The 21110-nt window shown below is 60.6% G+C and carries 12 protein-coding genes; all 12 read left to right on the top strand.

Annotated features, from left to right (window positions below):
* Positions 1–497 precede the first annotated feature (497 nt).
* The 12 genes from ABNT42_RS11905 (at position 498) to ABNT42_RS11960 (ending at position 20977) form a co-directional block, all read left to right on the top strand.
* On the top strand, positions 498–3602 hold the full coding sequence (locus ABNT42_RS11905; RefSeq protein ID WP_348697198.1) for a TonB-dependent receptor: 3105 nt from the start codon (positions 498–500) through the stop codon (positions 3600–3602).
* A 92-nt stretch (positions 3603–3694) separates the two neighbouring features.
* On the top strand, positions 3695–5227 hold the full coding sequence (locus ABNT42_RS11910; protein WP_348697200.1) for a tryptophan halogenase family protein: 1533 nt from the start codon (positions 3695–3697) through the stop codon (positions 5225–5227).
* A gap of 8 nt (positions 5228–5235) precedes the next feature.
* Positions 5236–7950, top strand: a complete 2715-nt coding sequence (locus ABNT42_RS11915) for a glycoside hydrolase family 2 protein (RefSeq protein ID WP_348697201.1) — start codon at positions 5236–5238, stop codon at positions 7948–7950.
* A gap of 249 nt (positions 7951–8199) precedes the next feature.
* Positions 8200–9186, top strand: coding sequence for a LacI family DNA-binding transcriptional regulator (locus ABNT42_RS11920; protein WP_348697203.1), 987 nt, complete (start codon positions 8200–8202; stop codon positions 9184–9186).
* A 21-nt stretch (positions 9187–9207) separates the two neighbouring features.
* A complete protein-coding gene (locus ABNT42_RS11925; RefSeq protein ID WP_348697205.1) occupies positions 9208–10425 on the top strand; it encodes an AGE family epimerase/isomerase in 1218 nt (405 codons plus the stop codon).
* Positions 10418–11341, top strand: coding sequence for a carbohydrate kinase (locus ABNT42_RS11930; RefSeq protein ID WP_348697207.1), 924 nt, complete (start codon positions 10418–10420; stop codon positions 11339–11341). Before ABNT42_RS11925 ends, ABNT42_RS11930 begins: the two co-directional genes overlap by 8 nt.
* Positions 11338–12816 carry a glycoside hydrolase family 47 protein gene (locus ABNT42_RS11935; protein WP_348697209.1) on the top strand — a complete coding sequence of 493 codons (1479 nt, stop codon included), beginning with the start codon at positions 11338–11340 and terminating at the stop codon, positions 12814–12816. Before ABNT42_RS11930 ends, ABNT42_RS11935 begins: the two co-directional genes overlap by 4 nt.
* A 15-nt stretch (positions 12817–12831) precedes the next feature.
* Positions 12832–15261 (top strand): GH92 family glycosyl hydrolase, encoded by a 2430-nt coding sequence (locus tag ABNT42_RS11940; protein WP_348697211.1) that lies wholly within the window; start codon positions 12832–12834, stop codon positions 15259–15261.
* 60 nt (positions 15262–15321) lie between these two features.
* Entirely contained in the window at positions 15322–16575 is a 1254-nt protein-coding gene (locus ABNT42_RS11945) for a sugar MFS transporter (protein ID WP_348697213.1), read from the top strand.
* Positions 16576–16593: 18 nt separating this feature from the next.
* A complete protein-coding gene (locus ABNT42_RS11950; RefSeq protein ID WP_348697215.1) occupies positions 16594–17700 on the top strand; it encodes a carbohydrate-binding family 9-like protein in 1107 nt (368 codons plus the stop codon).
* 155 nt (positions 17701–17855) lie between these two features.
* The gene (locus ABNT42_RS11955; RefSeq protein ID WP_348697217.1) at positions 17856–18848 is read left to right on the top strand and encodes a LacI family DNA-binding transcriptional regulator; all 993 of its coding nucleotides are present in this window, start codon (positions 17856–17858) and stop codon (positions 18846–18848) included.
* 71 nt (positions 18849–18919) lie between these two features.
* On the top strand, positions 18920–20977 hold the full coding sequence (locus tag ABNT42_RS11960) for a glycoside hydrolase family 97 protein (RefSeq protein WP_348697219.1): 2058 nt from the start codon (positions 18920–18922) through the stop codon (positions 20975–20977).
* The last annotated feature ends 133 nt before the right edge of the window (positions 20978–21110 follow it).

The raw sequence follows: 21110 nt of genomic DNA on the forward strand, positions 1-21110 counted from the left end.
GCATAGCTGCGCCGGTGTCAGCGTAAGCCCACCCTGCGAACATGGCGGCCGCGATCCTTTCGAACTGCTGCATCCCAGTTCCCCGCGTAATGAGCTGCCTGCCAGTGTAAAACGGCCAACCATATCTGCGCGACTTTTCTGCCGCTTCCCCCTTGTTTAGTAGCGCCATTCGGGCTGCATGGGGCGAAATTGGTATTGTCGCAAAATCCCGTCACTCTTGTTTAGTAATCAAACTAAACTAAATGCCAATTTTGAAATCCTGTTGAAGGGCCAAAACTAAGTTTGTATAAACAGTTATGGGCGAAACGCGATGCCCATCGACATGCAGGTGGCACCTCTGTCGTTTAGTAAATCGTCTGAGATTGCGCCGTGAAATGCACGGCACAGTGCAGGAATACGGAGAGACGCGGGAGTCCGCCACCAGTTCCACGGGTCATGGGAACTATGCTACCGCCAAATAAAAAAAGCCCGACTTCGGGCATAACTAGGAGATCTACATGATGTTCAGTACCCATCTCGCAAGCCGGCAGCCTCGCTGCTCTGTCAAGCCAGTTGCCCTTGCCGTGGCGACGGCACTGGTGGCGCTATCCAGCGCGCATGCGCAAACGACCAGCAAGGCCGCCGATGCCAAAACCGATGCAGCACAACCGGCAACCGTGGTCGTTACCGGCTACCGCTACGCGATCGAACAAGCGCTGGATCAGAAGCGCAATGCCAATGCCATCGTCGAGGTGATTACCGCCGAAGACGTGGGCAAGTTCCCCGACAAGAACGTGGCCGATGCGCTGCAGCGCGTGCCGGGCGTGATCGTCAACCGCGATGGCGGCGAAGGTAAGAACGTTAGCGTGCGCGGTCTGTCGTCGGAACTGACGCTGACCCAGTTGAACGGCAATTACATCGCTACCGCAGAATCGAATGGCGATCCTACCCGTTCGTTCAACTACATGCTGATGCCGTCGAATATGCTGTCCAGCGCAGAGCTGTTCAAAACCCCGGAAGCACGCATCGATGAAGGCGGTATTGGCGGTACGGTGATTCTGCATACGCGCCGTCCGCTGGAAGTGAAGTCCGGTAGCGGCTTCGTTTCGGCTGAAGGCACGTGGGCCGACACTACCAAGAAAACCGATGGCCAGTTCTCCGGCCAGTATGCATGGCACGATGAAGCCAACACCTTCGGCGTTCTGGCCGGCTTCACCCAGCAGAAACGTACTACCCGCACCATGGGCGCCAGCACGGAAAACTGGCAGTGGTACGCTGACGACTACAAAGCCCATCCGGCGACGGACGTGAACGGCAAACCTTCGGGTCTGAATTCGCGCTGGTGGGGCCAGTCCGGTTTCTACGACCAGAACGGCAAGTACTACACCAACTTCATGATGCCGACTTCCGTCAATCTGAACGTGAAGAGCGAGGAGCGCGAACGTAAAGGCGGCCAGCTGACCATGCAGTTGAAGCCGATGCGCAACCTGACGCTGACCGGTAACTACTTCCGCTTCGATCTGTCGCAGGATTCCCAGACCAACACCCTCAAAGTCCCTGAGTGGAATCTGGCGCGCTACGATGGCGACGGTAACTGGCCCGGTGGCCGTATGCTCGATGGTCTGACCTTCGACCGTAGCGGTACCATTGTTACAGGCGCCCAGTACAGTGCCCACGCCGGTAAGAAATACTACTGCAGCGGCGATGCAGCGGCAGCCGCCGGTTACAAGAACACGGGCGGTTTCGGTCCGGATGATTGCACCATCCCGACCCCGCAAATCACTGGTAGCTACAATCAGGAGAAGTCGCTGTCGCAGACGGCCGACTTCGAAGCAGACTGGCACGGTCAGTCGCTCGATGCGCTGTTCAAGCTGGGTCGTACCTGGGCCACCGGCGGTCCGTCGATGCAGTTCACCATGCCGATCAAGCCGCGCGTGCAGAATGCCGATGGCAGCTGGACGCTGGGTAACTACGCCAGCGCATGGACCACGCAAGGTACGCCGACCATGACCTTCTCGCCTGAGCTGATGGCCAATCTGCAGAAGGGCATCGGCGAGATCGACCTTGGTTCTACCCAGTCTTCGTGGACGCGTAACAGCACCGAACAGAAATATCTGCAGGGTGATTTCACGTGGCACACCGATACCAACTGGCTCGATTCGCTGCAGTTCGGCGCCAAGTACCGTGACGGCGGCACCCACCGCAGTACTGGTAATAACTACTGGGCTTGCAAAGGCAAGGATGCCAGCAACTACGATAACCGCTTCCAGGCCGGTTGCGATTCGACGGCTTCGCGCTTCCAGTCCAGCTACCTGTATTCGGAATCGCTGTCGAATCTGGCCGGTGGTATCAAAGCTAGCGCTTTCCCGGCGATTAACTATCCGGCCTACATCGCGCATCTGAACGAAACCTATGGCGCTATGCAGACCCGTAACGAAGATAACTTCGTCTACAACGTGGGCGAGAAGATCACCTCGATGTATCTGCAGGCGAATGTGAAGACGGATCGTCTGCGTGGTAACGCCGGTCTGCGCGTCGTGCGTACCCGTCAGCATGCGGATTCGACTGACCGCGTCGACAACTACAACGACTACTTCTTCAACGGCGCTAACGGTGCACCTGCACCATGCCAGGCAGGCGGCAAGCCAGCCGTGGGCGCACCGGCCGGTTCGGGTTGCGTCAGCGGCTTCACCACGCTGCCAGACAGCACCGCGCATACGTCGTCGTTCGTGGTCAGCTCGCTGGACCGTACCTACAACGATGTGCTGCCGAGCTTCAATCTGGCCTATGATCTGAGTGACCAGTTGCTGCTGCGTGCCGCTGCATCGAAAGTGGTGGCGCGTCCTAGCTATGGCGATATCGCTTCGCCGGGTGGCCTGCAGTACTACAGCCAGGAATACGTCAACGATCGTCGTCTGATCGGTGGTGGTGACCAGCAGGGCTGGTTCGGCGAAGGTAGTAACAAAGGGCTGGAGCCGTACAAAGCCAAGCAGTTCGATCTGGGTCTGGAGTGGTACTTCCACCGTGGTTCGGTGCTGGGTACTGGCCTGTTCCGCAAGAACGTGAGCAACTTCGCAGTGCCAGTGGTACTGAGCATGCCGATGACGGTAGGCGGCAACACGGTCACGGTGCAGAACTACTCGACCAGTGCCGGTGGTCGTGATGCGGTGTCGCAGGGTATTGAACTGTATGGCCAGCACACGCTCGATATGGGTCTGGGCTTCCAGTTCAACTACACCTATAACAAGACCAATCAGGCTGCGATCACGCTGCCTGATGGTAAGCAGATCGGCACTTCGCCGCTGGTGGGTAGCGCCCGCAACCAGAGCAACCTGACCGTGTTCTACGGCACGGACCAGTACATGGTGCGTGCGTCGTACAACCGTCGCGGCGAAGTGGTGGGTGGCCTGATCAATGGTCTGAATGTGTACTCGGACCCGTACAGCCAGATCGATCTGAACGCGTCGTACAACTTCAGCAAGCAACTGAGCCTCACCGCTTCCGTGCTGAATCTGACCCGTCAGGAGACCCGTTCGCATCTGGGTAACGACACCACTGATCGCTTCTACGGCAATAACTACACGGGCCGTGTGATCTACGGTGGCCTGAGCTACAAGTTCTAAAACTTCCCCCGGCTCCCCGTCCCGCCGGATGGGGAGTTTTCTCAGCAGTTGCCGGTTACGCCGGCAACTGCATTCTTGTTTTGGGCGGCGCTATGAACACAACTCAAGCGACACAACAACGCATTTCTAGCATCACCGTGGTAGGGGGCGGCAGCGCCGGCTGGATGGCCGCAGCAGCATTGACCACCTATCTAGGCAAGGGCGCCCGTGTGCGTCTGATCGAGTCCGAGGAAATCGGCATCGTCGGCGTGGGCGAGGCCAGCGTGCCGCATATCCGTCAGTTCAATGGCCAGTGGCTGGGGCTGGACGAAGCAGAATTCGTCCGGCGTACGCAGGGTACGGTCAAGCTGGGCATACAATTCAATGACTGGGGCCGCATCGGCGACAGTTATATTCACGGCTTCGGCGCCATCGGGCGTTCACTGGGGCCGCTGCCATTTCACCAGTTCTGGCTCAAGCTGCATCTGGCTGGCAAGGCTGGCCCGATAGGCGATTATTCACCGCAGACGGTGATGGCGCCGCAAGGTAAATTCACTTCGGGCGACCGCAATGCGGCCCCCGGTTCGCCGCTGGCCGATATCGCCTATGCCTACCACTTCGATGCAGCGCTGTATGCGCGCTATCTGCGCGAAGTGGCCGAGCAGCGTGGTGTGCAGCGTATCGAAGGCAAGATCGTCAGCGTGCAGCAGCGCGCCAATGATGGCTTCATCGAATCCGTCACGCTGGAATCGGGGCAGGTGGTCGATGGTGAACTGTTTATCGACTGCTCCGGCTTCCGTGGTTTGCTGATTGAAGAAACCCTGAAGACCGGCTATGTAGATTGGTCGCACTGGCTGCCGTGTGACCGCGCCGTGGCCGTGCCTTGCGAGAGTGTGCAGCCGATCACGCCTTACACCCGCTCGACGGCACGTGAGGCCGGCTGGCAGTGGCGCATCCCGCTGCAGCACCGTATCGGCAATGGCTATGTGTATTCGAGTCGCTATCTGGGCGATGACGAAGCAGCGGCAACGCTGCTGGCCAATCTCGATGGCAAGGCGCTGGCCGAGCCCCGTCTGCTGCGTTTCACCACTGGCATGCGCAAGAAAATCTGGCACCGCAATGTGGTGTCGCTGGGACTGGCCAGCGGCTTCCTGGAACCGCTGGAATCGACCAGCATCTATCTGGCGCAGTCGGGCATCACCCGCTTACTGAGTCTGTTCCCGAATGCGGACTTCAACCCGCAACTGGCCGAACAATACAATCGCGAGACGGCCTTCGAATATGAGCGGGTGCGCGACTTCCTGATCCTGCACTACCACGCCACCGAGCGTAATGACACGCCGTTCTGGGACTACTGTCGCACCATGGCGATACCGGACAGTCTGCGCGAGGCGATGGAACTGTTCCGTAGCGATGGTCGCTATTTCCGCAATGGTGAAGATTTCTTTGCGCTACCTAGCTGGGTACAGGTGATGCTGGGGCAGGGCATTACGCCACAGGGCTATCACCCTATCGTCGACGAAATGCCGGAGCCTAAGCTGGTGGAACTGGTGGAAGGTATGCGCGGCATGTTGTCGCATGCGGTGGCCGCGATGCCGACCCATCAGGAATGGATAGAACGTTACTGGAAGGCGCGTGCAGCATGAGAGACTTGATGAAGTGCTGCCGCCCGGCGGCATGGGCTGCTGCCTTGATGGCGTTGCTGGTCTTGGCGCCGGCCAGTGCTGTGGTGAGTTCTGACGCAGGTACTGGCGCGCGCGCCAAGGCTGCTACCGTAAAGCCTCCGCGCGAGGCGGCCATGCTGCAATCGCTCGATCGGGGCTGGAGCTTCCGGCTGTTGCCGGGCGATGCACAGCTGGTCAGCCATCCGGAAGCGGCAGGCTGGAAGACGGCCACTGTACCGGGCACCGTGCACACCGATCTGTTTGCCCATAAGCTGATCCCCGATCCGTATGTGGGGGCACCGGAAGCGGGGCTGCAGTGGATAGGTCTGGCGGACTGGGAGTACCGCAGCCGCTTCGATGTGCCAGCAGCCACCCGCAATAGCGCGCGCAGCGATCTGGTGTTCCACGGGCTCGATACTTATGCCGAAGTCTGGTTCAATGGAGAGAAGCTGCTCGATGCCGACAACGCCTTCCGCGTCTGGCGCATCCCCGTGCAGGGGCGGCTGCGTGCGCGTGCCAATGAATTACGCATCGTGCTGCGTTCCCCTATCAGCAAGCTGCTGCCGCAGGTTGCGGCCATGCCGAACAAGCTGGCCGGTAACTATCCCTCGCCATATGGCGATGAACCAGCCGACGCGATGACGGCCAACTTTGCCCGCAAGCCCGGCTATCACTATGGCTGGGATTGGGGGCCGCGCTATGTCACGGCGGGTATCTGGAACGCCGTGCAGCTGCAAAGCTGGAACGTGCTGCGTATCGATGATCTGCAATTGCGGCAGGATCATGTGGACGAGCAGCGCGCCGAACTGGCGGCCATCGCCACACTTGATGCCGTAGCTGCTGGCAGTGTCGAATTGCGCCTGTGGCAGACCGCGCCCGATGGCAAGCGGGTGCTGGCAGTGCAGCAGAAAACCGAACTAAAGCAGGGTAGCAATCGCATCGAACTACCCGTGCATGTGCCGAATCCGCAGCGCTGGTATCCGAACGGCTATGGCGCGCAGGCGCTATATCGCTACGAACTGGAAGTGGTGCAGGGAAGCCAGATGGTGGCTAGCACCAGCGCCCGCACCGGATTGCGCAGCTTGGTGCTGAAACGCGACAGTGACGCGCAGGGACAGAGCTTCTACTTTGAAGTGAATGGCATTCCCGTGTTTGCCAAAGGTGCTAACACCATCCCGTTCGATATGTTCCGGCCGCGCGTGAGCAAGGCGCAGTTGCGCCGTGTGCTGGAATCGGCACGTGATGCGAACATGAACTTCCTGCGTAGCTGGGGCGGTGGCTATTACGAAAGCGATGCCTTCTTTGATCTGGCCGATGAGCTGGGGTTGCTGGTCTGGCAGGACTTCATGTTTGGCGGCGGCATGCAGCCTGCCTATGACGACGCCTTCCGCGCTAGCGTGGTGGCCGAAGCACGCGACAATGTGCGGCGCTTGCGCAACCATCCCAGCATTGCGCTCTGGTGCGGCAATAACGAAGAAGAAATCGCCTGGAAATACTGGGGGCCGGGCAAAGCCATGATGCAGGCCGATCCCGCGTTTGCCACCCGTGTGTGGAACGGCTATGTGCAGCTATTCGGCAGCGATCTGCGCAAGGTGGTGGCACAAGAGGGCGGCGGCGTGGCTTACTGGGCTAGCTCGCCCAGCAACGATCTGGCCGAGGTAGCCAATACCGTCGCCAGCGGCGATATGCACTACTGGGAAGTGTGGGGTAATCCGGCCCACCCTGTCAGTAAATATCTGGAGATTACCCCGCGCTTCATGTCGGAATATGGCCTGCAGGCCTGGCCCGTGCAGCGCACGGTGGACGCGTTTGCTAAACGCGCCGAGCAGGGGATGGCCACGCCGGTGATCGAGGCGCATCAGAAATTCATGGCGGGTAAGGGCAACGAGCGCTTGCTTAAATACGTCAACGACGAATTCGGTACACCTGCAGGTTTTTCCGATTTCATCTACCTGAGCCAGATAGCGCAGGCCGAGGGCATTGCACTGGCGGCCAGCCACCACCGTGCCAGCCGGCCTTATACCATGGGCTCGTTGTACTGGCAGCTGAACGATGTCTGGCCCGGCGCTTCGTGGTCCAGCGTGGACTGGTACGGGCGCTGGAAGGCGCTGCAGTTCTATGCGCGCCGTTTCTATGCCCCTGTGGCGGTGGCAGCGCTGCGTGATGCAAATGGCATGAGTCGCGTGCATCTGCTGAATGACCGCAGCCATAGCCTGCGTGGCACGCTGCGCTTGCGCGTTACCTCGCTCGATGGTCAGTTGCTGCGTGAGGAACACCGTGCAGTGGAACTGGCAGCGCTGTCCGCGCAGCGGAGTGCCGAGTATAGCGATGCGCAGTTGCTGGGCAATGCCGATCCCGCCAATACAGTGGCCGTGTTCGATCTGCAGGTGGAGGGCGAAGCGCCCGCGCGCAGCGTGCTGTACTTCCGGCCCGCGAAGGAAATGCGCTGGCCCGATGCGCAGTTGCAGGCACGGCTGCAGCCCGCTGCAGGTGGCTATCAGCTGGAGCTCAGCGCACGCCAGTTTGCCCGCGCCGTCTGGATCGACTTCGGTGATCTCGATGCAGAGCTGGGCGATAACGCGATCACGTTGCTGCCTGGCGAAAGCGTGCGCCTGTCGCTACGTTCGCCTGCCAGTCTGGCCGCCTTGCGCCGTGCGATGCGGGTGCAATCGGTGGGCGATGTGCTGGCGCAGGGACTGCGTTGATGCGCACTTTTTTACTAAACAATGCTAAAGAGCGCCCTGCATAGCAGTGGACGATTGTTGCTGAAAAGTGGCGCTGATATAAAAGCGTCCTAGGCAGCTCAAGGTGAAAGCCGAAATTACTGTCGCTAAAAAGCTGATCACTAGCGCTCGCCGAAGCGTTTATTAAACCCGATAATGGAGACTCTGGATGTACCTGAATTTGCTACAAGGTATGCTGTGCCTTGAGCGCTGTGCTGCGCGGGGGCAGGCGTGAGCCAGGCCACCCTGCGTGATATTGCGGCTGCCACCGGTCTATCGATCGGTACGGTGTCGCGCGCATTGAAGAACCAGTCGGGCATGACGGAGTCCACCCGCAGTCTGGTGCTGGAAACGGCGGAGCGTCTGGGCTATGACTACGGCCAGTTGCGCAGTGGCCCCATCCGGCGTATCGCCTTCCTGCTGCACAGCCAGCACAACACTCTCGCTTCCGGTTCCTTCTTCTCGCCCGTACTGCACGGCGCCGAAGAAGTCTGCCGGCGCGAAGGGATAGCGCTATCATTTTTTGCCGTTGGTCCGGCCGAGCCGGTGATGGGCCTGATCCGCCTGCATCAGCCCGATGCCATTCTGTGCGCCGGTTACTTCGAGCCGGAAGTGCTGACTGCCTTGCAGCAGGCCGGCAAGCCTATGGTGCTGGTGGATATGCAGCGACGCGGCTTCACCTCCGTCAATCCGGACAATCTGCATGGCGGCTATCTGGCTACCCAGCATCTGCTGAAGGCTGGACGCAAACGCATCGCCATGCTGTCCGGTTCACTGGCGCACTACAGCATACAGCAGCGTAATCGCGGCTTCCGGCAGGCCCTGTTCGATGCCAAGGTCCATGCCGATCCTGATCTGGAAGTCACGCTGCCAGCTGTAGGGGATGCCGAGCAGAGTGTCAGCGAGGCCATGCAGGCCTTGCTGGCGCTACCCAAACGCGCCGATGCGGTGTTCTGCTACAACGACAGCACTGCGCTGGCTGCCATGAAAGCCTGCCGCAAAGCGGGGCTGAAGATCCCGCAGGACATCGCCATCGTCGGCTTCGATGATATCGCCGCGGCCCCTGCCGGCATCCCGCCACTCAGCACTGTGCGGGTGGATAAAGCCGCGCTAGGCCAGACCGGCGTCGAATTACTGCTACAGAAAACCGAAAACCACCCATCCCAGATAACCGTGCCAGTTGAGCTGATCGTGCGCGAGAGCAGCCACGGCGCCTAACCCACACCCACCGGAAAAAACATGACCAACTTACCCGATTTCCGTAACCCTAGTGTCCTGCTCGAGCATGCGCAGCACACCATGCGCTTCTATCATCCGCGCGCCATCGATCCGGCTGGCGGCATGTACCACTTCTTCAAGGATGATGGCAGCGTGTATGACATGCAGCAGCGCCATCTGGTGAGCAGTACCCGCTTTGTCTTCACCTACTCCATGGCTTATCGCCATTTCAAGGACGAGGCTTACCTTAAGGGCGCCGAGCATGCGTTGCGCTTCCTGCGCGAAGTGCACCGCGATCGCGTCGGCGGTGGCTATGCATGGCTGCTGGACGGTGCGCAGGTCATCGATGGTACCCAGCACGCCTATGGGCAGGCTTTTGTGCTGCTGGCCTATGCGCACGCCACCATGGCCGGTCTGGAACAGGCCCGCCCGTGGATCGCTGAGACCTTCGAGTTGATGGAGCAGCGCTTCTGGGAACCGCAAGCGGGCCTGTATGCCGACGAGGCGAGCCGCGACTGGAGTGTGCTGTCCAGCTATCGCGGCCAGAACGCCAATATGCATGCCTGCGAGGCTTTGCTGGCGGCCCATCAGGCTACGGGTGAGTTGCGCTATTTAGAACGTGCCTACACGGTGGCCTACAACATCACCCAGCGCCAGGCCCAGCGTTGCGGAGGTCTGATCTGGGAGCACTATGACGAGCAGTGGCAGCCTGACTGGAAGTTCAATATTCACGATCCGGAAAACCTGTTCCGTCCATGGGGCTATCAGCCCGGTCACTTTACCGAGTGGGCCAAGCTGCTGGTGCAACTGGAAGCCCGTGCAAACAGCGTACTGGCGCAGCCGCTAGACTGGCTGGTGCCGACAGCAGAACGACTGTTCCGCGTGGCGCTGGAAAAAGGCTGGGATCCCGAGCATGGTGGCGTATGCTATTCGCTGGCGCCGGAACTACATGTGTGCGATGGCCATAAATATTTCTGGGTGCAGGCCGAGAGTGCCGCTGCTGCGGCGCTGCTGGCGCAACGCACGGGCAATAGCGAATACTGGGATTGGTACCAGCGCCTGTGGGCGTATAGCTGGACTTATCTGGTCGATCACCAATACGGCGCGTGGTATCGCATCCTCGACCAGCAGAATCGCAAGCTCAGTGACGACAAAAGCCCTGCCGGTAAGGTCGATTATCACACCATGGGCGCCTGCTACGATATTCTGACTGTGCTGGGAAAGGACTATCATGCATGAAGCGCCTGTAATGCTGTGCGCCGGTGAGGCGCTGACCGATATGATCCATCAGGGGAATGAGCAGTGGATCAGTCAGGTGGGCGGTTCGGTGTGGAATGTGGCCCGTGCTTTGGCCGCGCTGGGTGAACGTACGGCGTTCGCCGGTGCCATCAGCAATGACCGCTTCGGCGCGGCGCTGTGGAATGCCAGTGCGGCGGTGGGGCTGGATCTGCGCCTGATCCAGCGAGTGCAGCGTTCGCCGCTGCTGGCGGTGGTGGAGCAGGGTGAACCACCGAGCTACTTCTTCGTAGGCGACAACAGCGCCGACCTGCACTTCGATCCGTCCACGCTGCCCGCTGGCTGGTCGGGTGCGCTGCGCTGGGCCCACTTCGGTGGCATCAGTCTGGCGCGCCAGCCACTGGCGGCCACGCTGGTGGCGCTGGCGCAGCAATTGAAGGCGCAGGGCGTGGCGATCAGCTATGACCCGAACTACCGCAATCTGATGGATGCCAGCTATCAGCCTACGCTGCGTACTATGGCCGCGTTGGCTGATGTGATCAAAGTGTCGGATGATGACCTGCGCGGACTGTTCCCCGATGTGACGCTGGATCAGGCTTTGCAGCAGCTGCGCGCCGCTAATCCAGCTGCCTATTGCCTGCTGACGCGCGGCGGGCAGGGCGCGACCCTGTTCCATGGCAGCGAGCGTGCCGATGCGCGGGCACCCAAGGTTGAGGTGGTCGATACCGTCGGTGCTGGCGATGCCAGCGTGGCGGGTCTGCTGCATAGTCTGGCCGGTTATCCGCAGCGCAGTCTGCAGGCGCATCTGCATGCAGCGCTGGCAGCCGGTTCGGCTGCATGCCTGCAGGCGGGCGCCAATCCGCCGCAGGCCGCGGCGATGAATCAATTCTTCGAACAATTACAAGGAGACAGTAAATGAAACAAGCATTCCGATTTTCCCTGTTCCAGCCCACCTTGCGCGCACTGAACATCGCACTGCTGGCAGCCTTGCCGCTGTTTGCGCAGAATGCCAGCGCTGCAGATGTGCCGGCAGCACCTAAGGCAAGCAGCAAAGCTGCGGCGGATCAGCCACTGCGCCCCGTCAGCGAGGCCGAAGCGGCGGCACTGGCGCAGCAGGTGAAGGAAGAAGCTCGCCATGCCTGGCGCGGCTACAAGCAGTATGCTTGGGGCCATGATGCGCTCAGCCCTTTGAGCAAGAAGCCACGTGACTGGTACGAGCACTCGCTGCTGATGACGCCTGTGGACGCACTCGATACGCTGATGATCATGGGGCTGAAAGAAGAAGCCGATGAGGCGCGCGAACTGATCGCCCAGCAGCTCAACTTCGATCAGGACATGTATGTGCAGAACTTCGAAATCACGATTCGTCTGCTCGGTGGCCTGCTGTCGGCCTATCAGATCAGTGGTGATGTACGCCTGCTGAACAAGGCAGAAGATCTGGGCAAGCGCCTGCTGCCGGTGTTCGAGACGCCGACCGGCATGCCATATACCCATGTAAATCTGCGTACGGGTAAAGTACGCGGCAAACTCAGTAATCCCGCGGAAACGGGCACGCTGGTGCTGGAATTCGGTATGCTGAGCCGCCTGACGGGCAATCCCGTCTACTTCGAGAAATCCAAACGTGCGCTGGTGGCGACGTATAAAGCCGCTTCGCCGCTGGGACTGGTAGGTTCCACCATCGATGTGGAAACGGGGCGCTGGACGGACACGGGGGCGCACATCGGCGGTGGCATAGATTCCTACTACGAGTACCTGAATAAATGCTGGCGTCTGTTCGGCGACATGGAATGCAAAGCCATGTGGGAGCACAGCATCAAGGGTGTGAACAAGGCGCTGGCGGAGCAGCGCGGTGGCGTACTGTGGTACGGCCATGCCGATATGAATACGGGGGCGCGCAGTAAGACTCAGTATGGTGCGCTGGATGCCTTCATGCCTGCGCTGCTGGCACTGGGCGGCGACATGAAGCGCGCCAAGTCGCTGCAGGAAGCGGGCTTGCGCATGTGGCGCCTGCATGGCATCGAGCCGGAATCGCTGGACTATGCCAGCATGACGGTGCAGTCGCCCGGCTACGCGCTGCGTCCCGAGATTGTGGAATCGGCTTATTACCTGCATCACTACACGGGCAATCCACGCTACCGCGCTATGGGCCGCGAGTTCTGGCAAGCGTTCGTACGCTACTGCCGCACGGAAGCTGGCTACGCTGCGCTGAAAGATGTACGTAGCAAGGAACAGGAAGATTCGATGGAGAGCTTTGTGTTTGCCGAGACCTTCAAGTACTTCTACCTGCTGTTCGCACCTAAGAGCGCATTGAATTTCGATGCCGTGACCTTTAATACGGAAGCCCACCCGCTGCATCTGCCAGCGGCGGCGCCGACGGCACCAGCAGTGCACTAAGCGGAGCGCAGACAGATGACACTCATCACGATAAGCCGTAGCCTGCGCTGCATCGGGCTGCTGCTGGTAGCCAGTGCGCTGCCCCAGTTCGCGCTGGCTGCTATGCCGGCTGGCAGCATGCCGGTGAATACCTTCATCGGTACTCAGGACGAAGGCAATACCTTCCCCGGTGCCTCAGCGCCGTTCGGCATGATACAGATCAGCCCCAGCGGCGAACATTACGCTGGCTGGCGCTATAGCGATACCCGCATCCGCGGCTTCGGTCACTCCTATCTGTCCGGCGCCGGTTGCTGGGAGCAGGGCGGGCAGGTGTCGGTGCTGCCGGTGACGGGGCGTATCGGCGCCGGTGGCGATATCGATACGGCCAAGGCGGAGAGCTTCGACTACCGGCGCTATGCGGCCGAGTATACGCACGATGGCGAAGTGGGACAGGCCGGATACTATAAAGTGCAGCTAACCAGCTATGGCGGCATTACCGCCGAAGCCACGGCACTGACGCGCGCCGCTGCCGAGCGCTATACCTTTGCTGGGGGTATGAAAGATGGCCATCTGCTGGTCAATCTGGGACAGGCCAATGAACGCCATGCAGTGGTGGGCAGCGAACTGCGCGTTATCGACAACCACAGCGTCGAAGGCAAGGTGGTCACCAAGAGCTTCTGCGGTGGCGCCCAGTACACCACGTGGTTCCGCATGGTGTTCGATCAGCCTTTCTTGGCACACGGCATCTGGGACGATCAGGGCGGCAAAGCCGGCGTGAACGGCCCTAGCCAGCAGGGCGAAGCGCGCCCCCACGGCGCATGGTTCAGTTTCGATCTGAAGTCTGGCCGCAGCATTACGGCAGTCAGCGCGATTTCGCATGTGGATGCCGAGGGCGCCCGCATCAATCTGCAGGCCGAAGGCATGGCCGCGGGCCGGCCGCTGACCTTCGATGCCATGCGCGCGCAGGCGCAAGCCAACTGGCAGCGCGAACTGGCGCGTGTGCGCATCGAGGGTGGCACGCAGGATGACCGTACCGTGTTCTACACGGCGCTGTACCATACGCTGCTGCAGCCGCTGACGGGTAACGATGCCGATGGCCGCTATCGCGGTTATGACAGTGCGATCCATACGGCCAAAGACTGGACTTATTACGAGTTCTTCTCGCTGTGGGATACCTATCGTGCGCAAAACCAGATGCTGGCATTGCTGTACCCGCAGCGGGTGCGTGACATCGCCAACTCGGTGCTGAAGATACGCGAGCAGGGCGGCTGGCTGCCACGCTGGGGCTATGCCAACTTTGAAACCAATATCATGACGGGCGATCCGGTCACGCCATTCCTGGTTGACCTGTGGCGCTACGGTGCACTCAAAGGACGCGAGAAGGAAGCCTATGCAGCCTTGCGTGAAAACGCCTTTGGCGTGCCGCCTAACGGCATCCGTGCGCAGGGACGTGCCGGTAACGAGAGCTATATGCGGCAGGGCTTTGTGCAGTATGACCGCGGCTTTGTCTCCAAAGGCATGGACGTTGATCCGCACCACGGCGCTTCGGCCACGCTGGAATATGCATTAGCCGATGGTGCACTGGCCACCATGGCCAAGGCACTGGGGCAGCAGCGCGATGCGGCGACGCTGGCACAGCGCGCCCTCAACTGGCGCAAGATATGGGATGCCAGCGTCAAGGATGGCGCTACCGGTCTGCAAGGCTTCCCCCGTCCCCGCCTGATGGATGGCAGCTGGTTTAGCGAACTGACGGGTGGCTACGATCCGCGCAGCGATCGTGGCTTCCATGAAGGCACGGCATGGCAGTATCAGTGGCTGGTACAGCAGGATGTACCCGGACTGGTGGCAGCGATGGGCGGCCAGAAGGCTGCGCTGCACCGGCTCGATCAGTTCTTCGATTACGATGCCGTGCAGGCCGATGCGGCAGCGGTGCGTAAATCGTGGGTAGTGGGACCGTATAGCTATTACAGCCAGTTCCGCTACAACCCTAACAACGAACCAGATCTGCACACGCCGTGGATGTACACGCTGATGGGACAGCCGTGGAAAACTACCACCGTGCTGCGCGCTGCCGAGACGCTGTTCGGTAACAGCCCTAGCGGCGTGACGGGTAACGATGATCTGGGCACCATGTCGGCATGGTATCTGTTCAGCGCACTGGGGCTGTATCCCGATGCACCGGGCAGCGGCCGTTTCCTGCTGCATGCGCCGCGCTTTGCCAAGGCCGAAATCGATCTGCCGCAGGGACGTATGCTGAGCATCAGCGCGCCAGCCGCTGTGGCGGGCCAGCGCCGCTTTGTCGAGAGTGTGCGCTGGGCCGGTCAGCCGCAGCAGCGCGTATGGCTGGACTGGGAGCAGATACAGGCAGGCGGCACGCTCGATTACAGCCTGACGCCGCAAGCCGGTAGTAGCTGGGGCACCCGTGCCCGTGATCTGCCCAAGGCGCCAGCCGGCATCGCACCTTGATCGGGATTACCGGTTCGCCACTGCATAACAACGACAACGAAGAGACCACAGGAGTTCACGATGGAACATATCTCGCAGCGCGCGCCGCTGCAGCAAACGCAGGCCAGTAGCGGCAATACGGGCCCGCTGATTATCATCACCACGCTGTTTTTCATGTGGGGGCTGCTGACGGCACTCAATGATGTGCTGATCCCTCATTTGAAGGCGCTGTACACGCTGAACTACGTACAGGCCATGCTGGTGCAGTTCTGCTTCTTCGGAGCTTACTTCCTCGTTTCGCTGCCGGCCGGTATGCTGATCAAGAAGATCGGCTATCAGAATGGCGCCGTGGCAGGGCTGGTGATTGCTGCTGCCGGCTGCGCACTGTTCTATCCAGCGTCCATGAGCGGTTACGCCTTATTCCTGCTGGGCTTCTTCGTACTGGCTGCCGGTATCACCATCCTGCAGGTGGCAGCCAATCCCTATGTCACCGTGCTCGGTGATGCGCGCACGGCGTCCAGCCGACTGACGCTGACGCAGGCTTTCAATTCGCTGGGCACCACGGTGGCGCCTACGCTGGGCGGCATCCTGATTCTGTCCAGCGATGTCACGGACCGTGCCGCGCAAGCGGCTAGCGTACAAGGCCCGTATCTGGCACTGGCGGGCGCCTTGCTGCTGCTGGCACTGATGTTTGCCTTTGCCCGCTTGCCGAAAATCGACTATGCAGAAGAAGTGACTGCCGTCGCCGCTGGCAGCAAGGCCTCAGCTTTATCGCATCCGCAACTGGTGATGGGCTCCATCGGCATCTTCCTGTACGTGGGTGGCGAGGTGAGTATCGGCAGCTTCCTGATTAACTTCCTCGGCGAACCGAACATCGCCAGTATGCCGGCAGATACGGCAGCGCACTTTGTCAGCTACTACTGGGGCGGTGCCATGGTAGGCCGCTTCATCGGCTTCCTCGTGATGCGCTATGTTAGCCCCGGCAAGACGCTGGCCTTCAATGCGGCTGCATCGATGGCGCTGATACTGGTGGCTATTTTCGGCCATGGCCAGACGGCTATGTGGGCCATACTGGCAGTAGGTCTGTGCAATTCCATCATGTTCCCGACCATTTTCAGTATGGCGCTGTACCGCCTCGGTAATCTGACGGGACAGGCTTCCGGCATACTCTGCATGGCCATCGTCGGTGGTGCCATCGTGCCGTTTGCACAGGGCCTGCTGGCTGACTCCATCGGGCTGCAACTGTCCTTCCTGATGCCGCTGCTGTGCTATACCTTTGTGCTGTACTTCGGTGTGAAATACGCCGGTCTGTATAGCGCTGGCGAACAGCCTTAAAGCGCGCGGATCAGCGCCATGCCTATTCTGAAACCTGTGTTCGCCCTCTGTGCCACGCTGGCAGGGGCGGGTGCCCTTGCCCATCCCCAGCTGGCGGCGGTGGCGCCGCCCGCCATCGCCTTCCAGCCGCGCCACTACATCGCCTACCGCAGCACTACGCCGCCGCAGATCGATGGCCAGTTGAATGAGGCGGACTGGCAGCAGGCCCAGTGGACGGAAGACTTTGTCGATATCGAAGGCAGTGCCAAGCCGGCACCGCGCTTCCGGACCCGCGCCAAGATGCTGTGGGACGACGAATACCTGTACTTTGCCGTGGAGATGGAAGAACCGGATCTGTGGGCCACGCTGACCGAGCGCGATAGCGTGATCTATCACGACAACGATATCGAACTCTTCATCGATCCCGAAGGCAGCACACACCGCTACATGGAGCTGGAAGTTAATCAGCACGGTACGGCATGGGATCTGCTGCTGACCAAGCCTTACCGCGATGGCGAGCGGGTGGCCTATACGGGCTGGGATATGCATGGCCTGAAAATCGGTCGCCAGTTGCGCGGCACGCTGAACCAGCCCGGCGACAAAGATCAGGGCTGGACGGTGGAAGTGGCGATACCGTGGCGCGCGCTGCGCGAAAGCCATGACGCTGTGCTGCATCCGCTGGCGGGCGAGCAGTGGCGCCTGAATTTTTCACGGGTGGAGTGGCAGACCACTAGCGCCGATGGACGCTACCGCAAGCTGAGCGACGCTGCGACGGGCAAACCGCTGGCAGAGGATAACTGGGTCTGGTCGCCGCAGGGCGTCATCAATATGCACTATCCCGAAATGTGGGGCGTGGTGCAGTTCTCCGGTCATGGTGTAGGCGGCGTGCGCGACGCGTGGCGTACCGATCCTGCACAGGCGGCACGCTGGGCGCTGCGTCAGGTGTATTACGCCCAGCGTAGCTATTTTGCTAAACACCAGCGTTTTGCTGCCAGCCTGCCGCAACTAGGGTTGAAGCTGGCGCCGGTGGCGGGCTATGTCTGGCCGCCCCGCATCGATGCGACGCCCTACCAGTTCTCGGCCCGCTTGCAGGCGCGCGATGGGCAGTCCGTGCTGCAGATTGACCACGATGGTCTGCTGCACTGAGTCATGCGGCAGTTTTGTTTAGTAAATTCCCGATAAACTCGCTATCAACGGCCATGCCAGCGCTTGCCGCTGGCCATGCCATGGCTATACTGGTCGGCGTAGCAGCCCGCAGAGGCGCAGCTTGCAGGGGTTTAGTAAATACGGGAGCGAGACACATGAGCATTACCATCCGCGATATCGCTAAAGCCACCGGGCTTTCCAGCGGCACCATATCGCGTGCATTGAAAAATGAAGGCGGCCTGACGGAAGAAACCCGCCGCATGGTGGTGGAAACAGCCCGCAGCATGGGCTACGACATGGGCCGGCTGCGCCAGAAGAAGCTGCGCCGTCTGACCTTTCTGCTGCACCGCCAGCACAACAATATGTCCAGCAGTCCGTTCTATACGCCCGTGCTGCATGGCGCGGCGGAAGCCTGCCGCAAGCACGGCATCATTCTGTCGTTCACGGCAGTGGGGCCCGCTGACGGAATCGTCGAACAGATTCGCCTGCATCAGTCGGATGCTATTCTGTGCGCCGGCTACTTCGAGCCGGAACTACTGGCTGTGCTGCGCAGCATAGGCAAGCCGCTGGTGCTGATCGATATGAAGCTGGCCGGTTACACTTCGGCCAATCCGGACAATATGATGGGTGGCTATCTGGCTGCGCGCCACTTGCTCGATATCGGCCGTGAACGCATAGGCTTTATCTCCGGCTCGCTGGCACACTTCAGTATCCGCGAACGGGCGCGTGGCTTCCGCCAGGCGCTGTTCAATGCGGGTGTGCTGGCCGATCCGCGGCTGGAAGTGATGATGCAGGAAGGCGTGGAGCTGGAAGCGGCTGCGCGCGAAGCCATGGAAACGCTGCTGGCTTTGCCCCATCCGCCCGATGCCGTATTCTGCTACAACGATGCGGCGGCACTGGTGGCGATGGATACCTGCATGCGCGCTGGTTTGAAAGTCCCCTACGATATCAGCATCGTCGGCTTCGATGACATTGCCGCCGCTGCCCATGCGCGCCGTCCTCTGACCACCCTCAGTGTGGACAAGAGCGCGCTCGGCGCACTGGGCGTGGAACTGCTGCTGAATGGCGAAACGGATGAAGTGATAGAGCGGGTATTGCCGGTCAATCTGGTCGTGCGCGAGAGTACGGTCTGCCGACCGAATAATTGAGCCAGGTCGCCTGCCCGCCGGGCAGTGCGATGGTGGTTTTTTTGCTGTTGAATTCATTGGGGAGTTAGACGATGCGTCGTGAGCTGCAATCGAATAAACGCAATGCGGCGCTGCTCGCTGCCGTCATGCTGGTCTGTGCTCAGGCGCAGGGCAAGGAAGTCAGCGTCAGCTCGCCCGATGGCAAGCTGACCGTGATCGTCAGTGACGAACACGGTGCACCGGACTATCGCGTGCAGTATGCGGGCAAGGAAATCATGCCGGCAGCCCGCCTTGGTCTGGTGCTGCGCGACGGGCCGGAGCTGGGCGAGGGTTTTACCATTACAGCCAGCCGCAAGGCGGACAAGGATGAGACTTGGCAGCAGCCATGGGGCGAGCGCCGGCTGGTGCGTGATCACCACCGCGAACTGCTGGTGCAACTGGCGCGTGGCGGCAAGACGCCGCGCAAATTCGCGCTGCGCCTGCGCGTGTTCGATGATGGGCTGGGCTTCCGTTACGAAGTGCCGCGCCAGCGCGGGGTAGAGCAGGTGGAGATTACCGACGAACGTACCGAGTTCCGTTTTGCCGATAGCGCCAAGGCGCGCGCATGGTGGATTCCGGCGCGTTACTGGCGCAGTTACGAGGCGCTGTATCAGAAGACTGCATTGCACGCTGCACCGCACGTGGAGACACCATTCACGGTACGGCTGGACAGCGGCGTACATCTGGCAATGCATGAAGCGGCACTGACCAACTACGCTTCGATGACCTTGAATCAGCGCCGTGAAGGTGTCTTCAAGGCTGATCTGACGCCATGGTCGGACGGCAGCAAGGTGAAGTTGCAGGCGCCGTTCAATACGCCATGGCGCACGGTACAGGTGTCGCCCGATGCGGCCGGTTTGCTGAATTCCGATCTGATCCTGAACCTGAATGAGCCGAACAAGCTGGGTGACGTGTCGTGGGTTAAACCGGGTAAATATGTGGGCATCTGGTGGGGCATGCACCTGTGGCAGAAAACCTGGGCTTCCGGTGACAAGCACGGTGCCACCACGGCCGAAGTGAAGCGCTATATGGACTTCGCCGCCAAGCATGGCTTCACTGGCGTGCTGGCCGAAGGCTGGAATGTGGGCTGGGATGGCGACTGGCCGGAGAATGGCGAGAAGTTCAAGTTCTCCCAGCCGTATCCGGACTTCGATATGGCAGCCGTGGCAGCGTATGGCCGCAGCAAAGGCGTGAAGCTGATCGGCCACCACGAAACTTCCGGCGCCGTGAGCCACTATGCCAGCCAGATGGGGGCAGCCTATGATTATGCGCGCGCCAATAATATCGACACCATCAAGACCGGCTATGTGGCTGACAACGAGCGCATTAAACGCATCGACGAGAACGGGCAGGTACGCTATGAGTGGCATGACGGCCAGTTCATGGCGGGCGAATATCTGCGCTCGGTAACGGAGGCGGCCAAGCGCCATATCGCCATCGATACCCACGAGCCGATCAAGGATACCGGCTTGCGCCGCACCTATCCCAACTGGCTGTCGCGCGAAGGTGCGCGCGGGCAGGAGTACAACGCCTGGGGCTATCCGCCAAATCCGCCCGAACATACGGCGATACTGCCCTACACCCGTATGCTGTCTGGCCCGTTCGATTACACGCCCGGCATCTTCAATCTTGAACCTAACGGTAAAGGTCACGAGAACCGTGTGCGTTCCACGCTGGCCAAAGAACTTTCGCTGTATGTGGTGCTGTACTCGCCCGTGCAGATGGCGGCAGACCTGATCGAAAACTACGAGGCCCGTCCCGCCGCCTTCCAGTTTATCGCCGACGTGCCGACCGACTGGGAACAGAGCCGCGCACTGGCGGGCGAGGTGGGCGAATACGTGGTGATGGCACGCCAGCAGCGTGGTGGCGCGGACTGGTATCTGGGGGCGCTGACCAATGAGCGTGCGCGCGAGCTGCAGTTCAAGCTGGATTTCCTCGATCCGCAGCGGCGCTATCAGGCACAGATCTACCGCGATGGCGCTACGGCTGACTGGGAAACCGCGCCTTACGATATGGTGATCGAGCAGCGCGAAGTGCGCGCCGGCGACAGCCTGGCGCTGCATCTGGCAGCCGGTGGCGGTGCCGCGATCCGCTTCAAGGCGCTCGACTAATGTAGGCAGAAGTTCACGCTTTGTCGTATAAAAGCGCCGTATTGGCGTTCAAAGCGCCAGTTTGTGCGACAGAATGCGTGAAGCTTGACGATCCGGTGTGACGATGGCTTACAATGGTTTAGCCGTCTGCCAC

It is taken from the genome of Duganella fentianensis (genome assembly GCF_964031615.1).
In the GTDB taxonomy this organism is placed as follows: domain Bacteria; phylum Pseudomonadota; class Gammaproteobacteria; order Burkholderiales; family Burkholderiaceae_D; genus Rugamonas; species Rugamonas fentianensis_A.

What these genes read in the sequence shown, in the direction of transcription:
- ABNT42_RS11905 (WP_348697198.1), top strand. Translation starts at nt 498, where the DNA reads ATGATGTTCAGTACCCATCTCGCAAGCCGGCAGCCTCGCTGCTCTGTC.
- ABNT42_RS11910 (WP_348697200.1), top strand. Translation starts at nt 3,695, where the DNA reads ATGAACACAACTCAAGCGACACAACAACGCATTTCTAGCATCACCGTG.
- ABNT42_RS11915 (WP_348697201.1), top strand. Translation starts at nt 5,236, where the DNA reads ATGAAGTGCTGCCGCCCGGCGGCATGGGCTGCTGCCTTGATGGCGTTG.
- ABNT42_RS11925 (WP_348697205.1), top strand. Translation starts at nt 9,208, where the DNA reads ATGACCAACTTACCCGATTTCCGTAACCCTAGTGTCCTGCTCGAGCAT.
- ABNT42_RS11930 (WP_348697207.1), top strand. Translation starts at nt 10,418, where the DNA reads ATGCATGAAGCGCCTGTAATGCTGTGCGCCGGTGAGGCGCTGACCGAT.
- ABNT42_RS11935 (WP_348697209.1), top strand. Translation starts at nt 11,338, where the DNA reads ATGAAACAAGCATTCCGATTTTCCCTGTTCCAGCCCACCTTGCGCGCA.
- ABNT42_RS11940 (WP_348697211.1), top strand. Translation starts at nt 12,832, where the DNA reads ATGACACTCATCACGATAAGCCGTAGCCTGCGCTGCATCGGGCTGCTG.
- ABNT42_RS11945 (WP_348697213.1), top strand. Translation starts at nt 15,322, where the DNA reads ATGGAACATATCTCGCAGCGCGCGCCGCTGCAGCAAACGCAGGCCAGT.
- ABNT42_RS11950 (WP_348697215.1), top strand. Translation starts at nt 16,594, where the DNA reads ATGCCTATTCTGAAACCTGTGTTCGCCCTCTGTGCCACGCTGGCAGGG.
- ABNT42_RS11955 (WP_348697217.1), top strand. Translation starts at nt 17,856, where the DNA reads ATGAGCATTACCATCCGCGATATCGCTAAAGCCACCGGGCTTTCCAGC.
- ABNT42_RS11960 (WP_348697219.1), top strand. Translation starts at nt 18,920, where the DNA reads ATGCGTCGTGAGCTGCAATCGAATAAACGCAATGCGGCGCTGCTCGCT.